18 protein-coding genes are annotated in these 14,287 nt (G+C 68.4%); 3 read left to right on the top strand and 15 right to left on the bottom strand.

Annotated features, from left to right (window positions below):
• Positions 1–54: 54 nt before the first annotated feature.
• Positions 55–1,428 (top strand): UDP-N-acetylmuramoyl-L-alanine--D-glutamate ligase, encoded by a 1,374-nt coding sequence (murD, locus tag ABD017_RS09155; protein ID WP_343882423.1) that lies wholly within the window; start codon positions 55–57, stop codon positions 1,426–1,428.
• 64 nt (positions 1,429–1,492) lie between these two features.
• Here murD and ABD017_RS09150 read toward each other — a convergent pair whose 3' ends face one another.
• From ABD017_RS09150 to ABD017_RS09130, 5 genes are all read right to left on the bottom strand, one after another.
• Positions 1,493–1,933, bottom strand: a complete 441-nt coding sequence (locus ABD017_RS09150; protein ID WP_343882421.1) for a VOC family protein — start codon at positions 1,931–1,933, stop codon at positions 1,493–1,495.
• Positions 1,934–1,990: 57 nt separating this feature from the next.
• Positions 1,991–2,482, bottom strand: a complete 492-nt coding sequence (locus tag ABD017_RS09145) for a DUF4440 domain-containing protein (protein ID WP_343882419.1) — start codon at positions 2,480–2,482, stop codon at positions 1,991–1,993.
• Positions 2,479–2,973, bottom strand: a complete 495-nt coding sequence (locus ABD017_RS09140) for an SRPBCC family protein (RefSeq protein WP_343882417.1) — start codon at positions 2,971–2,973, stop codon at positions 2,479–2,481. The genes ABD017_RS09145 and ABD017_RS09140 overlap by 4 nt, the downstream gene beginning before the upstream one ends.
• Positions 2,970–3,293: an ArsR/SmtB family transcription factor gene (locus tag ABD017_RS09135; protein WP_343882415.1), complete on the bottom strand. Its 324-nt coding sequence runs from the start codon at positions 3,291–3,293 to the stop codon at positions 2,970–2,972. Before ABD017_RS09135 ends, ABD017_RS09140 begins: the two co-directional genes overlap by 4 nt.
• Before the next feature lie 78 nt (positions 3,294–3,371).
• Positions 3,372–4,259 (bottom strand): alpha/beta hydrolase, encoded by an 888-nt coding sequence (locus ABD017_RS09130; protein WP_343882413.1) that lies wholly within the window; start codon positions 4,257–4,259, stop codon positions 3,372–3,374.
• A gap of 162 nt (positions 4,260–4,421) precedes the next feature.
• Here ABD017_RS09130 and azu point away from each other — a divergent pair, with 162 nt between their 5' ends.
• Positions 4,422–5,051, top strand: coding sequence for an azurin (azu, locus tag ABD017_RS09125; protein ID WP_343882411.1), 630 nt, complete (start codon positions 4,422–4,424; stop codon positions 5,049–5,051).
• Positions 5,052–5,170: 119 nt separating this feature from the next.
• On the opposite strand, the gene ABD017_RS09120 is transcribed toward azu, so the two are convergent.
• From ABD017_RS09120 to ABD017_RS09075, 10 genes are all read right to left on the bottom strand, one after another.
• Positions 5,171–5,599 (bottom strand): type II toxin-antitoxin system death-on-curing family toxin, encoded by a 429-nt coding sequence (locus ABD017_RS09120; RefSeq protein WP_343882409.1) that lies wholly within the window; start codon positions 5,597–5,599, stop codon positions 5,171–5,173.
• 9 nt (positions 5,600–5,608) lie between these two features.
• Entirely contained in the window at positions 5,609–5,830 is a 222-nt protein-coding gene (locus ABD017_RS09115; protein ID WP_343882407.1) for an AbrB/MazE/SpoVT family DNA-binding domain-containing protein, read from the bottom strand.
• A 123-nt stretch (positions 5,831–5,953) separates the two neighbouring features.
• Positions 5,954–6,622, bottom strand: coding sequence for a glutathione S-transferase family protein (locus ABD017_RS09110; protein ID WP_343882405.1), 669 nt, complete (start codon positions 6,620–6,622; stop codon positions 5,954–5,956).
• Between the two features lie 26 nt (positions 6,623–6,648).
• Positions 6,649–7,101, bottom strand: a complete 453-nt coding sequence (locus ABD017_RS09105; protein WP_343882403.1) for an SRPBCC family protein — start codon at positions 7,099–7,101, stop codon at positions 6,649–6,651.
• Positions 7,098–7,454: an ArsR/SmtB family transcription factor gene (locus ABD017_RS09100; protein ID WP_343882401.1), complete on the bottom strand. Its 357-nt coding sequence runs from the start codon at positions 7,452–7,454 to the stop codon at positions 7,098–7,100. Before ABD017_RS09100 ends, ABD017_RS09105 begins: the two co-directional genes overlap by 4 nt.
• Before the next feature lie 77 nt (positions 7,455–7,531).
• The gene (locus ABD017_RS09095; RefSeq protein ID WP_343882399.1) at positions 7,532–8,158 is read right to left on the bottom strand and encodes a hypothetical protein; all 627 of its coding nucleotides are present in this window, start codon (positions 8,156–8,158) and stop codon (positions 7,532–7,534) included.
• Positions 8,159–8,201: 43 nt separating this feature from the next.
• The gene (locus ABD017_RS09090) at positions 8,202–8,957 is read right to left on the bottom strand and encodes a hypothetical protein (RefSeq protein WP_343882397.1); all 756 of its coding nucleotides are present in this window, start codon (positions 8,955–8,957) and stop codon (positions 8,202–8,204) included.
• Between the two features lie 10 nt (positions 8,958–8,967).
• Complete coding sequence (locus ABD017_RS09085) at positions 8,968–9,945, bottom strand: hypothetical protein (protein ID WP_343882395.1); 978 nt, start codon at positions 9,943–9,945, stop codon at positions 8,968–8,970.
• Between the two features lie 46 nt (positions 9,946–9,991).
• Positions 9,992–11,059 (bottom strand): hypothetical protein, encoded by a 1,068-nt coding sequence (locus ABD017_RS09080; RefSeq protein WP_343882393.1) that lies wholly within the window; start codon positions 11,057–11,059, stop codon positions 9,992–9,994.
• Between the two features lie 51 nt (positions 11,060–11,110).
• Positions 11,111–11,362: a hypothetical protein gene (locus ABD017_RS09075; protein ID WP_343882391.1), complete on the bottom strand. Its 252-nt coding sequence runs from the start codon at positions 11,360–11,362 to the stop codon at positions 11,111–11,113.
• A 183-nt stretch (positions 11,363–11,545) separates the two neighbouring features.
• Between ABD017_RS09075 and ABD017_RS09070 the strand changes: the two genes are divergently transcribed.
• Entirely contained in the window at positions 11,546–14,284 is a 2,739-nt protein-coding gene (locus ABD017_RS09070; protein ID WP_343882389.1) for a protein kinase domain-containing protein, read from the top strand.
• The last annotated feature ends 3 nt before the right edge of the window (positions 14,285–14,287 follow it).

Genomic DNA, 14,287 nt, shown 5'->3' with positions numbered 1-14,287 from the left:
CATCGCGACTGAAGTCGCTCCTACAAAGGTTCGGCAATGACGGGATCGCTGTCCATGCGCATCGCTGATCTAAGCGGCCGGCGCGTCGCCATCTGGGGTTTCGGCCGCGAGGGCCGCGCGGCGATCCGCGCGCTGCGCCAGCGCTGCCCCGACCAGCATTTCACCGTGTTCTGCAGCGCCGCCGAGGTCGAGGCGGTGCATGCGTTCGACGCGGCGCTGGAGGTGATCGCCGGCGAACCGGATGCCACCTCCCTGGCCCGATTCGAGATCGTGGTGAAATCACCCGGCATCTCCGCCTACAAGCCGGCGCTGCTCGCCGCGCAGGCGCAGGGCACGCGATTCACGTCGGGCACGGCACTGTGGTTTGGCGAGCAGCCGGACGCACGCGTCATCGCCGTCACCGGCACCAAGGGCAAGAGCACCACCAGCGCGATGATCGCGCACCTGGCGCGGAGCTTGAGCGTGCCCACCGCGCTGGCCGGCAACATCGGCCTGCCGCTGCTGGAATTGCTCGATCAACGCGCCGATCTGTGGGTGATCGAGCTGTCCAGCTACCAGACCGGCGAGGCCGGCCCGCTGGAGCTGGGCGTGGTCACCAGCCTGTACGAGGAACACCTGGACTGGCACGGCTCGCGCGAGCAGTACGTGATCGACAAGTTGCGCCTGGCCGATGTGTCGCACCGGTTGCTGGTGAATGGCTTGCAGCCCGGCTTGCTGGAGCGCACGCAGCGCCACCCCCGTCGCCTGCTGTTTGGGCGGCCGGAAGGCTGGCATGTTGCCGAGGGCTTCATCCGCCGTGGCGCGCAGCCGGTCTTCCCGGTCGCGCAGTTGACCGCGCCGGGCCTGCACAACGCGCTCAATGCCTGTGCCGCGCTGGCGGCGCTGGACGCGCTGGGCATGGATGCGCTGACCGCGGCGCCCGCACTGGCGCGTTTCCGCCCGCTGCCGCATCGCCTGCAGCCGCTGGGCGAACACGGCCGCTGGCACTGGGTCAACGACTCGATCAGCACCACGCCGCTGGCCACGCTGGCCGCGCTGGAAAGCCTGCACGATCGCAAGGTGACTGTGCTGGTCGGCGGCCATGACCGCGGGCTGGACTGGACGCCGTTCGTCGACGCGATGCGCCGCGCGCCGGCCAACGCCATCGTGTGCATGGGCGCCAACGGAGCGCGCATCGAGAGCGCGTTGCGCGCGGCGGGGGTTGGCTGTCCGATTCTTCTGGTGGCCGACCTCGCCAGCGCCGTCGAAACCGCCAGACCCCACACGCCCGACAACGGCGTGATCCTGCTCTCGCCCGGTGCGCCGAGTTTCGACCAGTTCAAGGATTATGCGGAGCGCGGACGCCGGTTCGGTGCGTTGGCCGGTTTCGATGCCGCTGGCGTTGCCGGCATCGACGGGCTGGGCATCGCGGATCTCCCTGCCGCCTGAAGCCGGCGACCGGTCGCGGCATCGCCGACGGCAGGGCGATGTCGGTGCAGGCGCCGGTCGGCGATCAGGCCGACAACTGCCCCAGCGCCTGCTTGATCTTCGCCATGTCCGGGCCTTCGCCCGCCCCCTCGTAGAAGGACAGATCCTCGTCGATGCCGACCAGCCGCATGCACTGGCCGCCAGGCGCCTGGAAGTACAGGTGCGGGTCGGGCAGGGCGAGCCGTCTCACGCCGGAATCGAGAATCCTGCGGCGCATGGCCTCCACATCGTCGGACTTGATCTCCAGCCAGACGGAGCGGGCGCTGCGCAAGAACTCGCTCTCGTCGCTGACGTCGCCGAACAGGAAGGCGATGAAGAAATCCTCGCCCAGGCGGATGAAGTCGCGGTCGGGTTCCGACCTCATCAGCCTGCCGCCGAGCACGTCGCAGTAGAACCTGCGGATGCTGTCGCGTTCGTGCTGCGGAACCAGCACCGAGGAGTGGTTTCCGAAAATGACCTTTGCCATGGCGGTGTCCTCCGCTGGATGCGCCGGCGTGGGTGGGAAGGGGCGCCGTCGGCCCCGTCAGTGGCTGCGACCGAGCAACTGGTGCGCGGACGAGCCGGTGGTGGGCACGGTGTTGCTGCCCTGCATCAGCACCCAGCGGCCGCCGTCGTTGCGCCAGCTGGTACCGAAGCGCACGGTGACCGGCGGCCTGCCGCCGGCCGAGAACGGCACGTCGAAGAATGCGCTGGCCGCCGTGCCCTCGACCCGGATGTCCAGGTTGGCCGGCGCGCCGAAGCGGGCGGTTCGCCACAAGGCAAAATCATCCGCCATCAACTGGCGCAGTTCGGCGGGGTCGTGCACGACCTCGGCGACGTCGCTGCCGTACAGCGTGAAGCCGTGCGGGTCGAGCAATGCCAATACGGCGGCCGGATCGTTGTCGGCATAGGCGTGCAGCAGATTTTCGATCTGCTGTTCCACCTCGCTGCGTGCGTCGGCGGTGCTGCGCGGCGACGTCGAGGCGCAGGCCGCAAGGGTCAGTGCGAGCGGAAGGGCGAGCCAGTAGCGTTTCATGCCTGCGCCTCCCGAACCGGGCCGGTCGCCGTCGCAAACGCGGCCAGCAGGGCGCCCCAGCCGCCGGTGACGGCGTCGTGGATGGCCTGGCCGGCGGCACCGTGGCGTTCGAAACCGCGATGCTCGAACTCGACCCGCGTGCGCGTGGGTGATTCGGCGAAGAAGCGCACTTCGAACTCGCTGCAGCGGGAAGGGTCGGGCTCGAACTGCCATTCGCCGTTGATCTGCCACGACACCCTCACGCTCGAGGGCGGGTCCCATGTCAGCACGCGTCCCCAGTCACACTCGCTGCCATCCACGCCGCGCTCGTACAGGCGGCCGCCGGTGCGCGGCTCCATCACGACCTGCTGCAGGGGTTGTTTGCCGATGTGGTGGTCGCGAAACCACCATCGGTCGATGCCCTTGGTGAAAACATCAAAAGCGCGTTCGCGGGGCACCTCCACGACCAGCGCGTGGCGGACGGGGGCGATCAGGGAGTCGGTTGCGTTCACGAGGGTTCCTCCGGGCTTTCGGCGGCTTGCTTGAAGGCCAACAGCGAATCGCGCCAGAAGCGGTCGAAGTAATCACGTAGTTCGGCCAGGCTTTGCGGCTCGATCTGGTACAAACGACGATTGGCGGCGGGCTGGTCGATGACCAGGCCGGCGAGTTTGAGGACTTTCAGGTGCTGGGACACCGCCGGTCGGGTGACCGCCAGCCCCTGCGCAATGTCGACGACGGCCAATGGCCGGCCCGCATCCGCCAGGCGTTCGAAGATCGCCATGCGGGTGGGATCGCCCAATGCCTGGACGCGCATTTTAAGGTTAGTATTCACTAACCGTTAGTGTAGGCTAACCATCATTTCTGTCAACACCCGGTTGAACACGGGTGCCGGTCATGCCCGGCCGTGGCGTCAATCGCCTTGCGGTTGCGGGTCCAGGTGCGGATCGGTGGACGGCGCGGGGTGGCCGAGAAAGCCGCTGTCGCTGAGCCAGTCCTCGATCTGCTGGGGCGAATGTTTCAGCGCCACCAGGTCGGTGCGCTCGCCCAGGTTGTAGGCGTGGCCGCCGGCCCGGTAGATGTGCAGCTCGGCCGAGGCGCCGCCCTTGCGATAGGCGTCGAGCAGATCGATTGCCGGCTGCGAGCAACACTGGTCGTCGTTGGCGGCGGCCAGGAAGATCGGTGGCGAGGCAGGGGTGACGTGTTCCGCACCGTGCAGCGGCCCGGGGAAGATCAGCATCGAGAAGTCCGGCCGCGCGCTCAGCCTGTCGATGTTGTCGCCCTTGCCGCGGGCCGCCACCGGCGGACTCAGGGTCACCATCCGCGCCAGCTCGCCGCCGGCGGAGAATCCGATCACGCCGACGCGGTGCGGATCGATGTGGAATTGCCCGGCGTGCGCCCGGATGAAACGCATGGCGCGCTCGGTATCGGCACGAGCGTCGTCGAGCTTGTACGGCGAGCCTTCCTCGCGAAACAGCCGATAGCGCAACACGAACGCGGCGACGCCGCGCTGGTTGAGCCATTCGGCCACCGCCGATCCCTCGCTCGTCGTCACCAGCAGGGCGTGGCCGCCACCCGGCACGACCAGTACCGCGGTGCCGTTGGCTTTGGCCGGATCGGGCAGGTAGGCGGTCACGCTCGGGTTGTTGACGTGCTTGGTCCAGTAATCCTTCGAGATTTCGGGGATGGACGCGCGCGCCTCGAAGCCCGGCACGCCACCCTGCCAGAGCGGGAACCGCTGCTGGGCGGATACGGCGCAGGCGAACGACAGCAGGCTGGCGAATAGAGCAAGACGTTTCATGCGGTTCACCCCGTGTTTATTCCCGTCACGATCAAGCCGCGGCGCGGCGCTGTCAAGCGACGGCGGGCGGCTGGGCAGGCTCCGGTTTCCCGTGTGGTGCCCGCCCTTCACGTTGCCCACAGCCTTGCCGCCGGATGATGTCGTTTTCGCCACGGAGTAGACATGATGATCAAGATCAAGCTCGGCGTACTCGCCGCCGCCTGCGTGTTCGCCTTGTCGGCGTGCAGCGACAAGTCGCCAACCACGACTCCCGAGGCAGCACCCGCGTCCCCCGCCACCGCACCGACCGCGGCGACGCCGCAGGATTCGATGCAGGCAATGCCGCCGGCGCAGGCGCCGACCACGCCTGCGGCTGCGGCGGCGGACACGAACGTCGCGGCGAATGGCAAGCCGACCGCCCAGGTCACGAACTGCTCCACCGAGTTCGAAGGTACGGATGCCATGCAGTACAGCATCTCGTCGATCGTGGTGCCGGCCTCGTGCACCGACTTCAAGATCACCTTGAAGCACACCGGCAAACTGCCCGTGGCGGCGATGGGGCATGACGTGGTGATCACCAAGACGTCCGATGTGGAGGCCGTGGATGCCGATGGCCGCGCCGCCGGCCAGGACAACGGTTACGTGAAGCCCGACGATCCGCGGGTCATCGCCCATACCAAGCTGATTGGTGGTGGCGAAACCACGTCGGTCAGCTTCCCGGTCAGCAAGATCAAGGACGGCGGGCCGTACACGTTCTTCTGCAGTTTCCCCGGGCACTCGGCGTTGATGAAGGGATCGATCAGCGTGCAGTAGGACGGCGTGCGACACGTCGCCGGTGTCTGCAGGTTCCCTGCAACGCATGGCTGAACGGGCGGGCCGCGGTCCATCGGATCGCGGCCCGTCCGTTTGCGTGGACCGCATGGAGACGGCTTTCAGCGCCCGTAGCGTGCGCGGCGCTCGTTCACGCGCTTGCCGGCATCGAAGCGGACGTGCTTGCGCAGCCAGTCGGCGAAGTCGGCTTCGGGCAGGGTGCCTTCGGCGAGGGCAAGCATGGCGACGTATTTCTCCTCGTCGCTGGCGACGACATCGGCGCCATTGAGCGCGAGGAACACGCGATAACAGACGTGCGCCGTGCGTTTGTTGCCATCGACGAAGGGATGGTTGCGGGCCAGGCCGAAGGCCAGGCTTGCGGCCAGGTCGACCATATCCGGAGGCGGATCGCCATAGGCATGCCGATGCTGTGGGCGCGCGAGTGCCGAATCCAGCAGGATTTCATCGCGTACGCCCATACCACCACCATGCTCGGCCAATTGGCGTTCGTGAATGGCTACAGCGAGCGGCTTTTCGATCCAGATGATCATGTCCACCGCTTATTGCGCCAGCTTGTGCAGGACGTGCCGGTCCTTGCGCATGATTTCCTCGGCCACTTCCATTTGCTTGGCCAAGGTGGGGTCATAGGTGGTGAGCCGCACGCCGTCGGGGGTTTCCAGCGCGAACAGCTCGTCACCCTTTTCCAGACGCAGGCGGGCCAGCAACTCGCGGGGCAGGATGACGCCGGCGGAATTGCCGATGGTGGTGATCTTCAGTTTCATGGGGCGGCCTCGGGCTAGTTATAACGAATGTTATACTAGCCCTTCGATCGAAGGCAATGTGCTTGAACCCCGCACCGCCAGAAGCGGCTGTTGCGCTTTTGGCTCGCGATCACAGCCAGGAGCCTAGGCCGCTACGGGATCCGGCACGAAATCCGCCATCTGGTCGCGCAAGGCCTTCTGGAAGGCCGGGCGCGCTTCGCAGCGTTCGCTGTGCGCTTTCAGTGTCGGGTAGTGCGCCAGCATGTCGGTATGGCGCAGGTTGCGCAGCACGGTGACCATCAGCAGATCGCCGGCGGTGAAGCGCGTTTCCAGGTACTCGCGTTCGCCCAGCCATGCGGCGAGCGCGCCGAGCCGTTTCCTGACGGTGCCTTCGACCTGCGGCCGGCGTTGCTCGACCCATGCTTCGTCGCCGTGGAACAGGTCCATGCCCACCAGCTCCTGCACCGATGGCTCGATCGAGTTGAGCGCGGCGAACAGCCATGTCCGCACGCGCGCGCGGCCGGCCGCATCGGGCGGCATCAGGACGTCCGACTGCTCGGCGATGTGCAGCACGATGGCGCCGGATTCGAACAGCTTCATGCCGTCCTGTTCGTAGGCGGGCACCTGGCCAAACGGCTGCCAGGCGAGGTATTCCGCGCTGTCCTTTTCCTCGCCGCCGATGAGCTTGACGCGATAGGGCAGGCCGGCTTCCTCGAGTGCCCAGCGCACGCGCAGGTCGCGCACCAGGCCTCGCGCGAAGGCGGGTACCCAAGGGTAGGCAGTGACGGTGATCGGGCTCGTGTTGGTGGCCATCTCGTTTCCTCTTCGTGGGCGGGGGCTCAGTGGGCGAGCAGGGTTTCCAGCAATGCCAGTGCGGCGGTCCAGCCGCGACCGTGGCCGACGGCGGCGTCGTGATCGGGCATGCGTTCGTGGGTGAGCACGATCTCGGTGCCGGAGATGGACGGGTGGAAGTCCACCGTCACCAGCGTTTCGGCGTGATGCGTGGCGTCGGAAATCCAGGTGAAGACCAGCTTGCGGTTGCGCTCGATCACGCGGTATTCGCCGTGGTGGCGCTTCGGCCCGTCCGGGTGGTGCATCACCACCTCGAACGCCCCGCCCACGCGCGCATCCACCGTGGCGGTGCTTAGTGCGTCGATGCCCGGCCGCATCCACTGCGCCAGGCTTTCGGGGTCGAGCCAGGCGTCGAACAACTCGTCGACGGTGGCGGGGATGGTGCGCTTGACCACGACCTTGCCGCCTTCGCTGGCGAAGGTGGTTGGTGCTTGTGTCATTGCTTGCTCCCGTGTTTGTCCGTGTGGCGTTTCTTGGCGACAAAGGCTTCCAGCGCGGCCAGCCGGTCGGTCCAGAACTGGCGGTAGAACTCCAGCCAGCCGGCGGCTTCCGCCATCGGGCCGGCGTTGAGCGACAGCACGTGGTCGCGGCCGCGTACGGAGCGTGTGACAAGCCCTGCGCGTTCGAGCACGCGGATGTGCTTGGAGGTGGAGTTCAGCGAAATCGTGAAGGCGCTGGCCAGTTCGGTCACGCGCGCGTCCGACTGCGCCAGCCGCGCCAGGATCGCGCGGCGCGTGGCATCGGACATGGCGCCGAAGAGGCTGTCGAGACGAGGGTCGTTATATTCATCCATATGGGTGAATATACGGAGCCGCCTTGCCGGCGTCAACAGAGCGCCGGCGCATGTGCCATTGCGTCCCGCCGGCGGGTTTATTTCACCGCGGCCATGGTTACCCGCGGTGCTCCGTCGCGCATTTTCAGTTCGTCGGTCAAGGCGCCGACCTGATCCCTGAAGGCCCGGCGCCGCCGGCCAAGCCAGACGAAATAGGCCACGCATGGTGCGGCCAGCAACAGCGCCAGGACGTAATGCCCGGCGATCACCGCGATCAATCCGCCGAAGAAGCCGACCAGAAAGGCCGAGCCGCCGATCAGCGAGGAGCCAAACGGGATGCATGCCTTGTCCGCGCCATCGGGGATGAAATCCAGCGACGCCGTGTTGTGGTTGAAGATCGCCACATACGGACCGTTCTGCTTGCCGCTGCGGATCGCATATATCAGCGATACCCAGTGGCCCGGGCGAATGGCCAGTTCGACGTTTTCGAGCTTGAGGGACCGTTCCTCGCCATCCGGCGCCAGCACCAGGAGCTGTGCGTGGTTGGTGGTCTTCGATTTCACCGGGTTGTTGCTGACGTAGCCGCTGCCGTTGCTGATGACGCCGCCGCCGCCGCCGCCGGATACCTCGGTGGTCGACCATTTTTCCGCGGACGTCACCTGGCCGCTGAAGCGGTGGATTTCGAGGCGGCGCGAGCCGATGGTGATGGTTGTCAGTTGGGTCATCGGATTCACCGGGGCGAGGGCGGGCGGCAGGTTTCGACGTTCGCTAACCCGCGGGCACCTGCGCGCGTGCGAGGGTGGCGCCATTGCCGGCATCGCGCAGGTTCCACGACACGACATGCGCGACGATCGTGCCGCCGCGGGAGCCGGGGAACGTCTTGCGGATGCTCAAGGTGGCGTCCAGGGTGAGGGTGTCGTTGCCGATCTTGTCGGCGATGGCCTGGGCCTGCTCTTTCGGCACGCTCCAGCTCTGCGCGGCCAGGCCGTTGTCGAACTTCAGGCTGATGGTCTGCCCCTGCGCCTTGAAGGTGTATGCCGCGCCAGGCGACAGCGCGCCGACGGTGAACTCGCCGTAGGTGGGGTCGTAGGGGCTGAGGTCCGCGTTGGCGGTGAGATGGATCACGCCGACGCCGTGCACGGCGGCCAGGCCCGCGTCGAACTCGGCCCTGACCGTCTTGCGCAGCGTGGCCTTGTCGGCGCCGCGGGCGTAGTTCACCCGGTTGTCCTCCTCCACCCACTGGTCGATCGGCGGCGCGATGCCGGCCAGGTCGTAATAGAGGAACACCATGGTGAGGTTGTCGGGATCGGTCAGTTCGCCGGTGCGTCCGGCCATGCCGCCGACGTCGGCTGGCGCGGTGGCGCTGCCGTGTTCGCCGCCGGATGCGCCTGTCACTGCGGCCTGGACACCGCCGCTGACCGCCGACGTGGCGGGAGATTTGCCGCAACCCGCCAGGCCCAGGGCGGCCAGGGAAAGGGTGCCGGCCAACATCACGATCGACCTGGCGATCGGATTCATGCGCATGATGCGGTCCTCACAGTTGGGGTGCTTCGGCGTTCTTGCTGGCGTCCTGCACCTGCTTGGCGCGGCGTGCCGCATCCATCGCCTGCAGGCCTTGCTGGGTATCGGTCAGCGCCTGGTAGCCGGCCGCCTGGTCGACCACGCCGACCTGGAGGTCCTGCGCCAACGCGGGATTGCTGCGCAGGGGTATGACCGTGGCCGCCACGACGACGCCGCAGTCGGCCGAAAGCTGCACGCCGTCGTCGGGGCTGGCGGCGCCGTTGCATCGGCTGTAGAGCGGCGAGGTTTCCGTGATCAGCCGCCCGCGTGGGTCGTGGGCCCAGCGCAGTTGGTGATACGTGTCGCGGTCCCTGCGCTCGGTGGGCGTGCCGTATTTGGCCAGCAGCGCCTGTTCGACACTGTCGATGGTCGGGTTGCGGCCTTCGTCGAACCATTGGTCGCGCGCCGCGCTGATGACCTTCTCCTGGCCCGGCATGCCCATGGTGCCGACGAACCATTTCGACTGGCCGGGCTGCATGTCGTGGCGCGCCACGTTCAGGCCGCGCTCCATCGCAGCCTGCTCCATCTCCTGTGCGAGCTGGCGCCCGGTTTTCTGCACGCGCGGTTCGGCAAAGCGTGCGCTGAAGCCCTGGCGGATGGTCTGGCCGTAGGTCTGCATGTCGAAGCCACGGCCGGTTTCGGGCTGGACCACCAGCAGCGGGCTGCTGCACATCACCGTATTGGCGGCTTGCTCGTAGGTCATGCCCGGGCGCACGCCGACGATGTCGTCCACCGGCGCGCCGGACGGTGTGGGCGTGGTATCGGCCGGGCAACTGACGTCACCGCGCGCGGCGGCGGCCACCTGCTCGGCGGTGGCGTTGCCGGTGTCTTGCCCCGAAGCGTCGCCGCCTGCCATGCCGCGGCCCGGTGCGGCAGTACCCGGTTTGCCCGAGCCGCAGGCCGATACCAGGGCGGCGATGAACATGAGGCCCATGAGTTGTCTGGTGTGCATGATGGTGTTCCTCGCTGTCGAAACTGGTCGGGATGGGCCGCGCCATTCAGGCGTCCGGCGGCGTGCTGCCGGGTGGCGTGCCGTCGCCGGATTTGCCGGTGTGCTCCCGGGCCAGTTGCGTGGCGCGGGCCTGCACCTCGCGTGCCTTCTGCTGCGCACGCGCGGCTTGCGCACGCATCTGCGCCTCCAGTGCCGTGGGGTCCAGGTCGCTTGCGATGTCGTTGAAGATCGCCACCCAGCCACCGGCGCAGACCATCAAGCCCAGGCTGAAGGCCAGGAAATACAGCACGGCCGAGGCGGCGCCGACCGTGCGCAGGCTGGCCAGCGCGGCGGGCAGGCCGCCGCCCATGCCGCCGAGTGCGCCGTACATGCCGCCGTAGCCGCCCATGTGGCCATAACGGCCCACGTGGTCGTGGCCCACGTGCACCATCTGCTGCAGCGCGCCGGAGGCGCCGACGCCCAGCGATACGATGATCAGCGCCAGCACGATCACGAATGCCGCCATCAGGTTCAGCAGCACGCCGCGCACGGCGGTGTCGAACAGGCGCGAGCGGATCACCAGCACGACCGTGGCCACGATGCCGAACACCGAGCGTCCGCTGCACGCCGCCACCGCGGCCAGCGGCGCGGCGATGAACAGCAGCGCATACAGCGCCACGCCGATGACCAGCGCGACGATCGGAAAGACCAGGTAATTGAGCGCCGGGCCGATCCCGGGAATCTGCGTCACCAGGAACAGCAGGCTGGCCGCCAGCATCAGCAGCAATACCGCGGCGCCGAGCAGCAACATCGCCAGCAGCACCTTGACCGCGGCGGCGAAACCGCTGATGGCCGACCCCGCCACGCCACCGGGCCGGTACCCGCGGCTGGCCTGCAGCCGGCGCAGGGTCACGGCGCAATAGCCGGCTTCGCCGACCAGCCAGGCCAGCACGATCAGCAGCAGGCCGAGGGTCGTTGCGGCGCCCCCGTGCGCCATGCCGGCCATGGCCATGGTCAGGATCAGCAGGGCCAGGATGGCCGCCCCGGCAACGAGGACCAGGTTGGCCGGGCTGCGCAGGGTTTCCAGCGCAGACAGGATGTTGCCGTCGGGAGTGGTGGGTGTCGGAGTGGGCATCGTGGTCGTCTCGTTGAGGGTCGGCGGATGGCGGTTCGTACGCGCTTCGGGTTACTCCCTGCAGGCCACCTGCAAGGTGTTGCCGCGGCAGCGCAGGCGGTCGGCCGCGGCGGCCTTGCCGCTCACGGCGCAGACGGCGCCCATCTGGTGCACCAGCTCGGCATCCCGGTTCATCGCGCTGATCCGGGCGTCGTTGCAGCCGCTGGCGTCGACGTCGACCCAGCTGACGCGCCGGTCGCATGCCGCCAGCGTGGCCAGCATCAACAGCAGGGGCGCGGTCATCGAATGGCGCAGCACGGGCATGTCGGACGTCGTGGCGAAGAGGTGTCGAACGCGGGGTACCGAATTCGCCATGGATTGGCGCACCAAAGCGCCGCTGAAGTCGTCACCAGGGTCTAACGGATCACTAACGGCGCCGGCCGGGTCCGCCGGTTCGCTCGCACCACGGTCCCGGCTGCGGCATAGTTCCCGCGGGGGGAGGGGCTTATGCAACCGATGGAGCAGGGCGGCGAACAACCGCTTTATCGGTACGCGTTCGGCAATGTCGAGTTCGACGAGGCGCGTGGCGAATTGCGGGTGGACGGCTTGGCGGTGGAGCTGGAACAGCGGCCGCTGCAGGTGCTTGCGTGCCTGTTGCACCACGCCGACGAGGTGGTGCCGCGCGAGGAATTGTTCGAGACGGTATGGGCCGGGCGCCCTACCGTGGACAACGTGCTGGCCAACGCCGTGACCAAGCTGCGCAAGGCGCTGGGCGCCGCCGGGCGCGACCGCATCGTCAACCTGCCGCGGATCGGCTACCGGCTTTGTGGCCCGGTCGAGCGCACGGTCGCGGGCCGGCGCCTGCACGGCCGACTCGACCTGGCGGCGGGGCAGGTGGTGCCGGCACGCGAGCATTTCCGCCTGTGCCAGCAACTCGGGTCCGCGCGGGGCAACGAGGTGTGGCTGGCACGCCACGAGAAGACCGGCGAGCCGCGCGTCTACAAATTCAGCGTCGACGGCGAGCAACTGGCCGCGCTCAAGCGCGAGGCCACCATCCATCGCCTGTTGCGCGAGAGTCTGGGCGACCGCGACGATTTCGTGCGGGTGATCGACTGGAATTTCGCGCTGGCGCCGTTCTACCTGGAGTGCGAATACGGCGGCCCGGACCTGGCGTGCTGGGCCGAGGGCGAGCCGGGGCTGGCCGGCCTCGACCGGGCGCAGCGCCTGGAGCTGTTCCTGCGGATCGCCGACGCGATCGCCGCGGCGCACGCCGTCGGCGTGCTGCACAAGGACATCAAGCCCGCCAATGTGCTGATGCAGCCGCATGGCGACGGCTGGCAGCCGCGGCTGGCCGATTTCGGCGCCAGCCGGCTGCTGGAGCCGGAGCGGCTGGCCCAGTGGGGCATCACCGCACTCGGTTTGACCCTGACCCAGGCCGGCGCCGGCTTCAGCGCCACGCCGCTGTATCTCGCGCCGGAGTTGCTGGCCGGGCAGGCGCCGACCGTGCAAAGCGACGTCTACGCGCTGGGCCTGATGCTGTACCAGTTGCTGGTGGGCGACCTGCGCCGCCTGCTGTCGCCCGGCTGGGAAGCCGACGTGGACGACGAGCTGCTGCGCGAGGACATCGCCGCGGCCACCGACGGCTCGCCGGCGCGCCGGCTCGGCAGCGTCGGCGAACTGTGCGAGCGGCTGCGCGGCAGCGATGCGCGGCGGATGGAGCGGCGCCGATTGCGCGATGCCGAGGCGCGCGCGCAACGCGCCGAACAGAAACTGCAGCGCAGCCGAGCGCGGCGGCCGTGGATTGCCGCGGCCATGCTGCTGCTGCTGGCCGGGCTGGGCACCGGCCTGTGGCAATTCCAGCGCGTCCGCGTGGCGCGCGACGAGGCGCAACGCCAGGCGGCAATCGCCACGGCCACCAACCGCTTCCTCAACGAGGATCTTCTCGGCGCCGGCATCGGCGGCGACTCGCCGGCGTGGTACGAGAAGAACCCGCACCTGAGCGACATCCTGGACGCGGCCGCCTTGCGCCTGGACCAGCGTTTCGGCAAGGCGCCGCTACTGGCGGCCGGCCTGCACCAGACCCTGGGGCGTGCGTATCGCAGCACCGGCGACTACGCCAAGGCCAGTGCGCAACTCAAGGCGGCCGCCGACCTGTTGCGGCAGAAGCTGGGCAGCGCCGACGAACGCAGCCTGCTGGCCGAGTACGAGCTGGCGGTGATGCAGGCGCACCTGTCGCAATTCAAGCAGGCCGGCGATCGCATCGATCGCGCCGATGCGGTCGCTGGTGTGCGCCGGCAGGCGGTGTCGGAGATCAGCCTGCGTTCGCACCTGGCCCGCGGCGACCTGGCCTATCAGCAGATGCAGGTGCAGCTGGCGCTGGACAACTACCGCGCGGCGCGGATCGTGCAGAAGATCCTGCACCCGGACGATGCGTTGACGTCCGTGCACCTGCTGCTGGGCATCGCCGGCTGCGAATTGCGCCTCGACCATGCCGCCGCGGCCGAGCGCATCGCGCGCCAGGTGCTGGCCGAGCCGTCCTATACCGCGCAGCGGATCGGCATCGGCCAGCTCGCCCTGGCCCATTCGCGGCTGGGCGATGCGCTGCGGGCGCAGGGCCACTACGCCGCGGCCATCGCAGCCACCCGGCAGGCGGTGGCCGAGTACGCATCGGCGCAGGGAGCGAGCGGGCAGGGCACGATCAGCGCACTCAGCACGCTCGGCTATCTGTATTCGCTCGATGGCGATACCGCGAAATCGTTGAGCATCCAGCGCGACGTCTATCAGCGGGCGCTCTCGCGCTGGGGCCGCGACAGCCAGTACACCCTGGTCGAGCGGCTCAATCTGGGTTCGCAGGAACAGGAGGCCGGCGACCTGAAGGCTGCGCTGGTCGACCTGCAGGCCGCCGAACACGGGTTGTTGGCAGTGTCCGGCGAAAAAAGCCCCACGGTGCAGGCGGCGCGCGCGGCAAGCGCCGACGTGCTCAGCGCGCTGGGCCGCAACGCCGAGGCGCTGGCGCTGGTGGAGCGGGTCGATCCGGTGGCCTATCAGGCCAGCACCTCCGACCCCGGCCGCGCGGCGGTGCTGATGGCGCTGCGGGCGCAGATCCTGATGCGCCTCGGCCGGCGTGCGGAGGCGCAGGCGGGCATGCGGCAGGCGGTACAGGACATGCAAGCGGCTGGCGTATCGACGGCGGAGATCGCGCCTTATCGCAAGGCGTTGCTCGACAACGCGGTGACCGCGCGGTGAGCG

The sequence above is a fragment of the Rhodanobacter caeni genome, from assembly GCF_039523575.1.
Taxonomy (GTDB): domain Bacteria; phylum Pseudomonadota; class Gammaproteobacteria; order Xanthomonadales; family Rhodanobacteraceae; genus Rhodanobacter; species Rhodanobacter caeni.
This window is presented reverse-complemented; position numbering and strand designations above follow the sequence as displayed.

Bases quoted from the DNA above. Each gene is read 5' to 3' on its own strand.
- ABD017_RS09075 (WP_343882391.1), bottom strand. From the start codon at position 11,362: ATGCCCGTGCTGCGCCATTCGATGACCGCGCCCCTGCTGTTGATGCTG.
- ABD017_RS09100 (WP_343882401.1), bottom strand. From the start codon at position 7,454: ATGGATGAATATAACGACCCTCGTCTCGACAGCCTCTTCGGCGCCATG.
- ABD017_RS09145 (WP_343882419.1), bottom strand. From the start codon at position 2,482: ATGAAACGCTACTGGCTCGCCCTTCCGCTCGCACTGACCCTTGCGGCC.
- murD (WP_343882423.1), top strand. From the start codon at position 55: ATGCGCATCGCTGATCTAAGCGGCCGGCGCGTCGCCATCTGGGGTTTC.
- ABD017_RS09150 (WP_343882421.1), bottom strand. From the start codon at position 1,933: ATGGCAAAGGTCATTTTCGGAAACCACTCCTCGGTGCTGGTTCCGCAG.
- ABD017_RS09115 (WP_343882407.1), bottom strand. From the start codon at position 5,830: ATGAAACTGAAGATCACCACCATCGGCAATTCCGCCGGCGTCATCCTG.
- ABD017_RS09095 (WP_343882399.1), bottom strand. From the start codon at position 8,158: ATGACCCAACTGACAACCATCACCATCGGCTCGCGCCGCCTCGAAATC.
- ABD017_RS09090 (WP_343882397.1), bottom strand. From the start codon at position 8,957: ATGCGCATGAATCCGATCGCCAGGTCGATCGTGATGTTGGCCGGCACC.
- ABD017_RS09080 (WP_343882393.1), bottom strand. From the start codon at position 11,059: ATGCCCACTCCGACACCCACCACTCCCGACGGCAACATCCTGTCTGCG.
- ABD017_RS09105 (WP_343882403.1), bottom strand. From the start codon at position 7,101: ATGACACAAGCACCAACCACCTTCGCCAGCGAAGGCGGCAAGGTCGTG.
- ABD017_RS09110 (WP_343882405.1), bottom strand. From the start codon at position 6,622: ATGGCCACCAACACGAGCCCGATCACCGTCACTGCCTACCCTTGGGTA.
- ABD017_RS09120 (WP_343882409.1), bottom strand. From the start codon at position 5,599: ATGATCATCTGGATCGAAAAGCCGCTCGCTGTAGCCATTCACGAACGC.
- ABD017_RS09070 (WP_343882389.1), top strand. From the start codon at position 11,546: ATGCAACCGATGGAGCAGGGCGGCGAACAACCGCTTTATCGGTACGCG.
- ABD017_RS09130 (WP_343882413.1), bottom strand. From the start codon at position 4,259: ATGAAACGTCTTGCTCTATTCGCCAGCCTGCTGTCGTTCGCCTGCGCC.
- ABD017_RS09085 (WP_343882395.1), bottom strand. From the start codon at position 9,945: ATGCACACCAGACAACTCATGGGCCTCATGTTCATCGCCGCCCTGGTA.
- azu (WP_343882411.1), top strand. From the start codon at position 4,422: ATGATGATCAAGATCAAGCTCGGCGTACTCGCCGCCGCCTGCGTGTTC.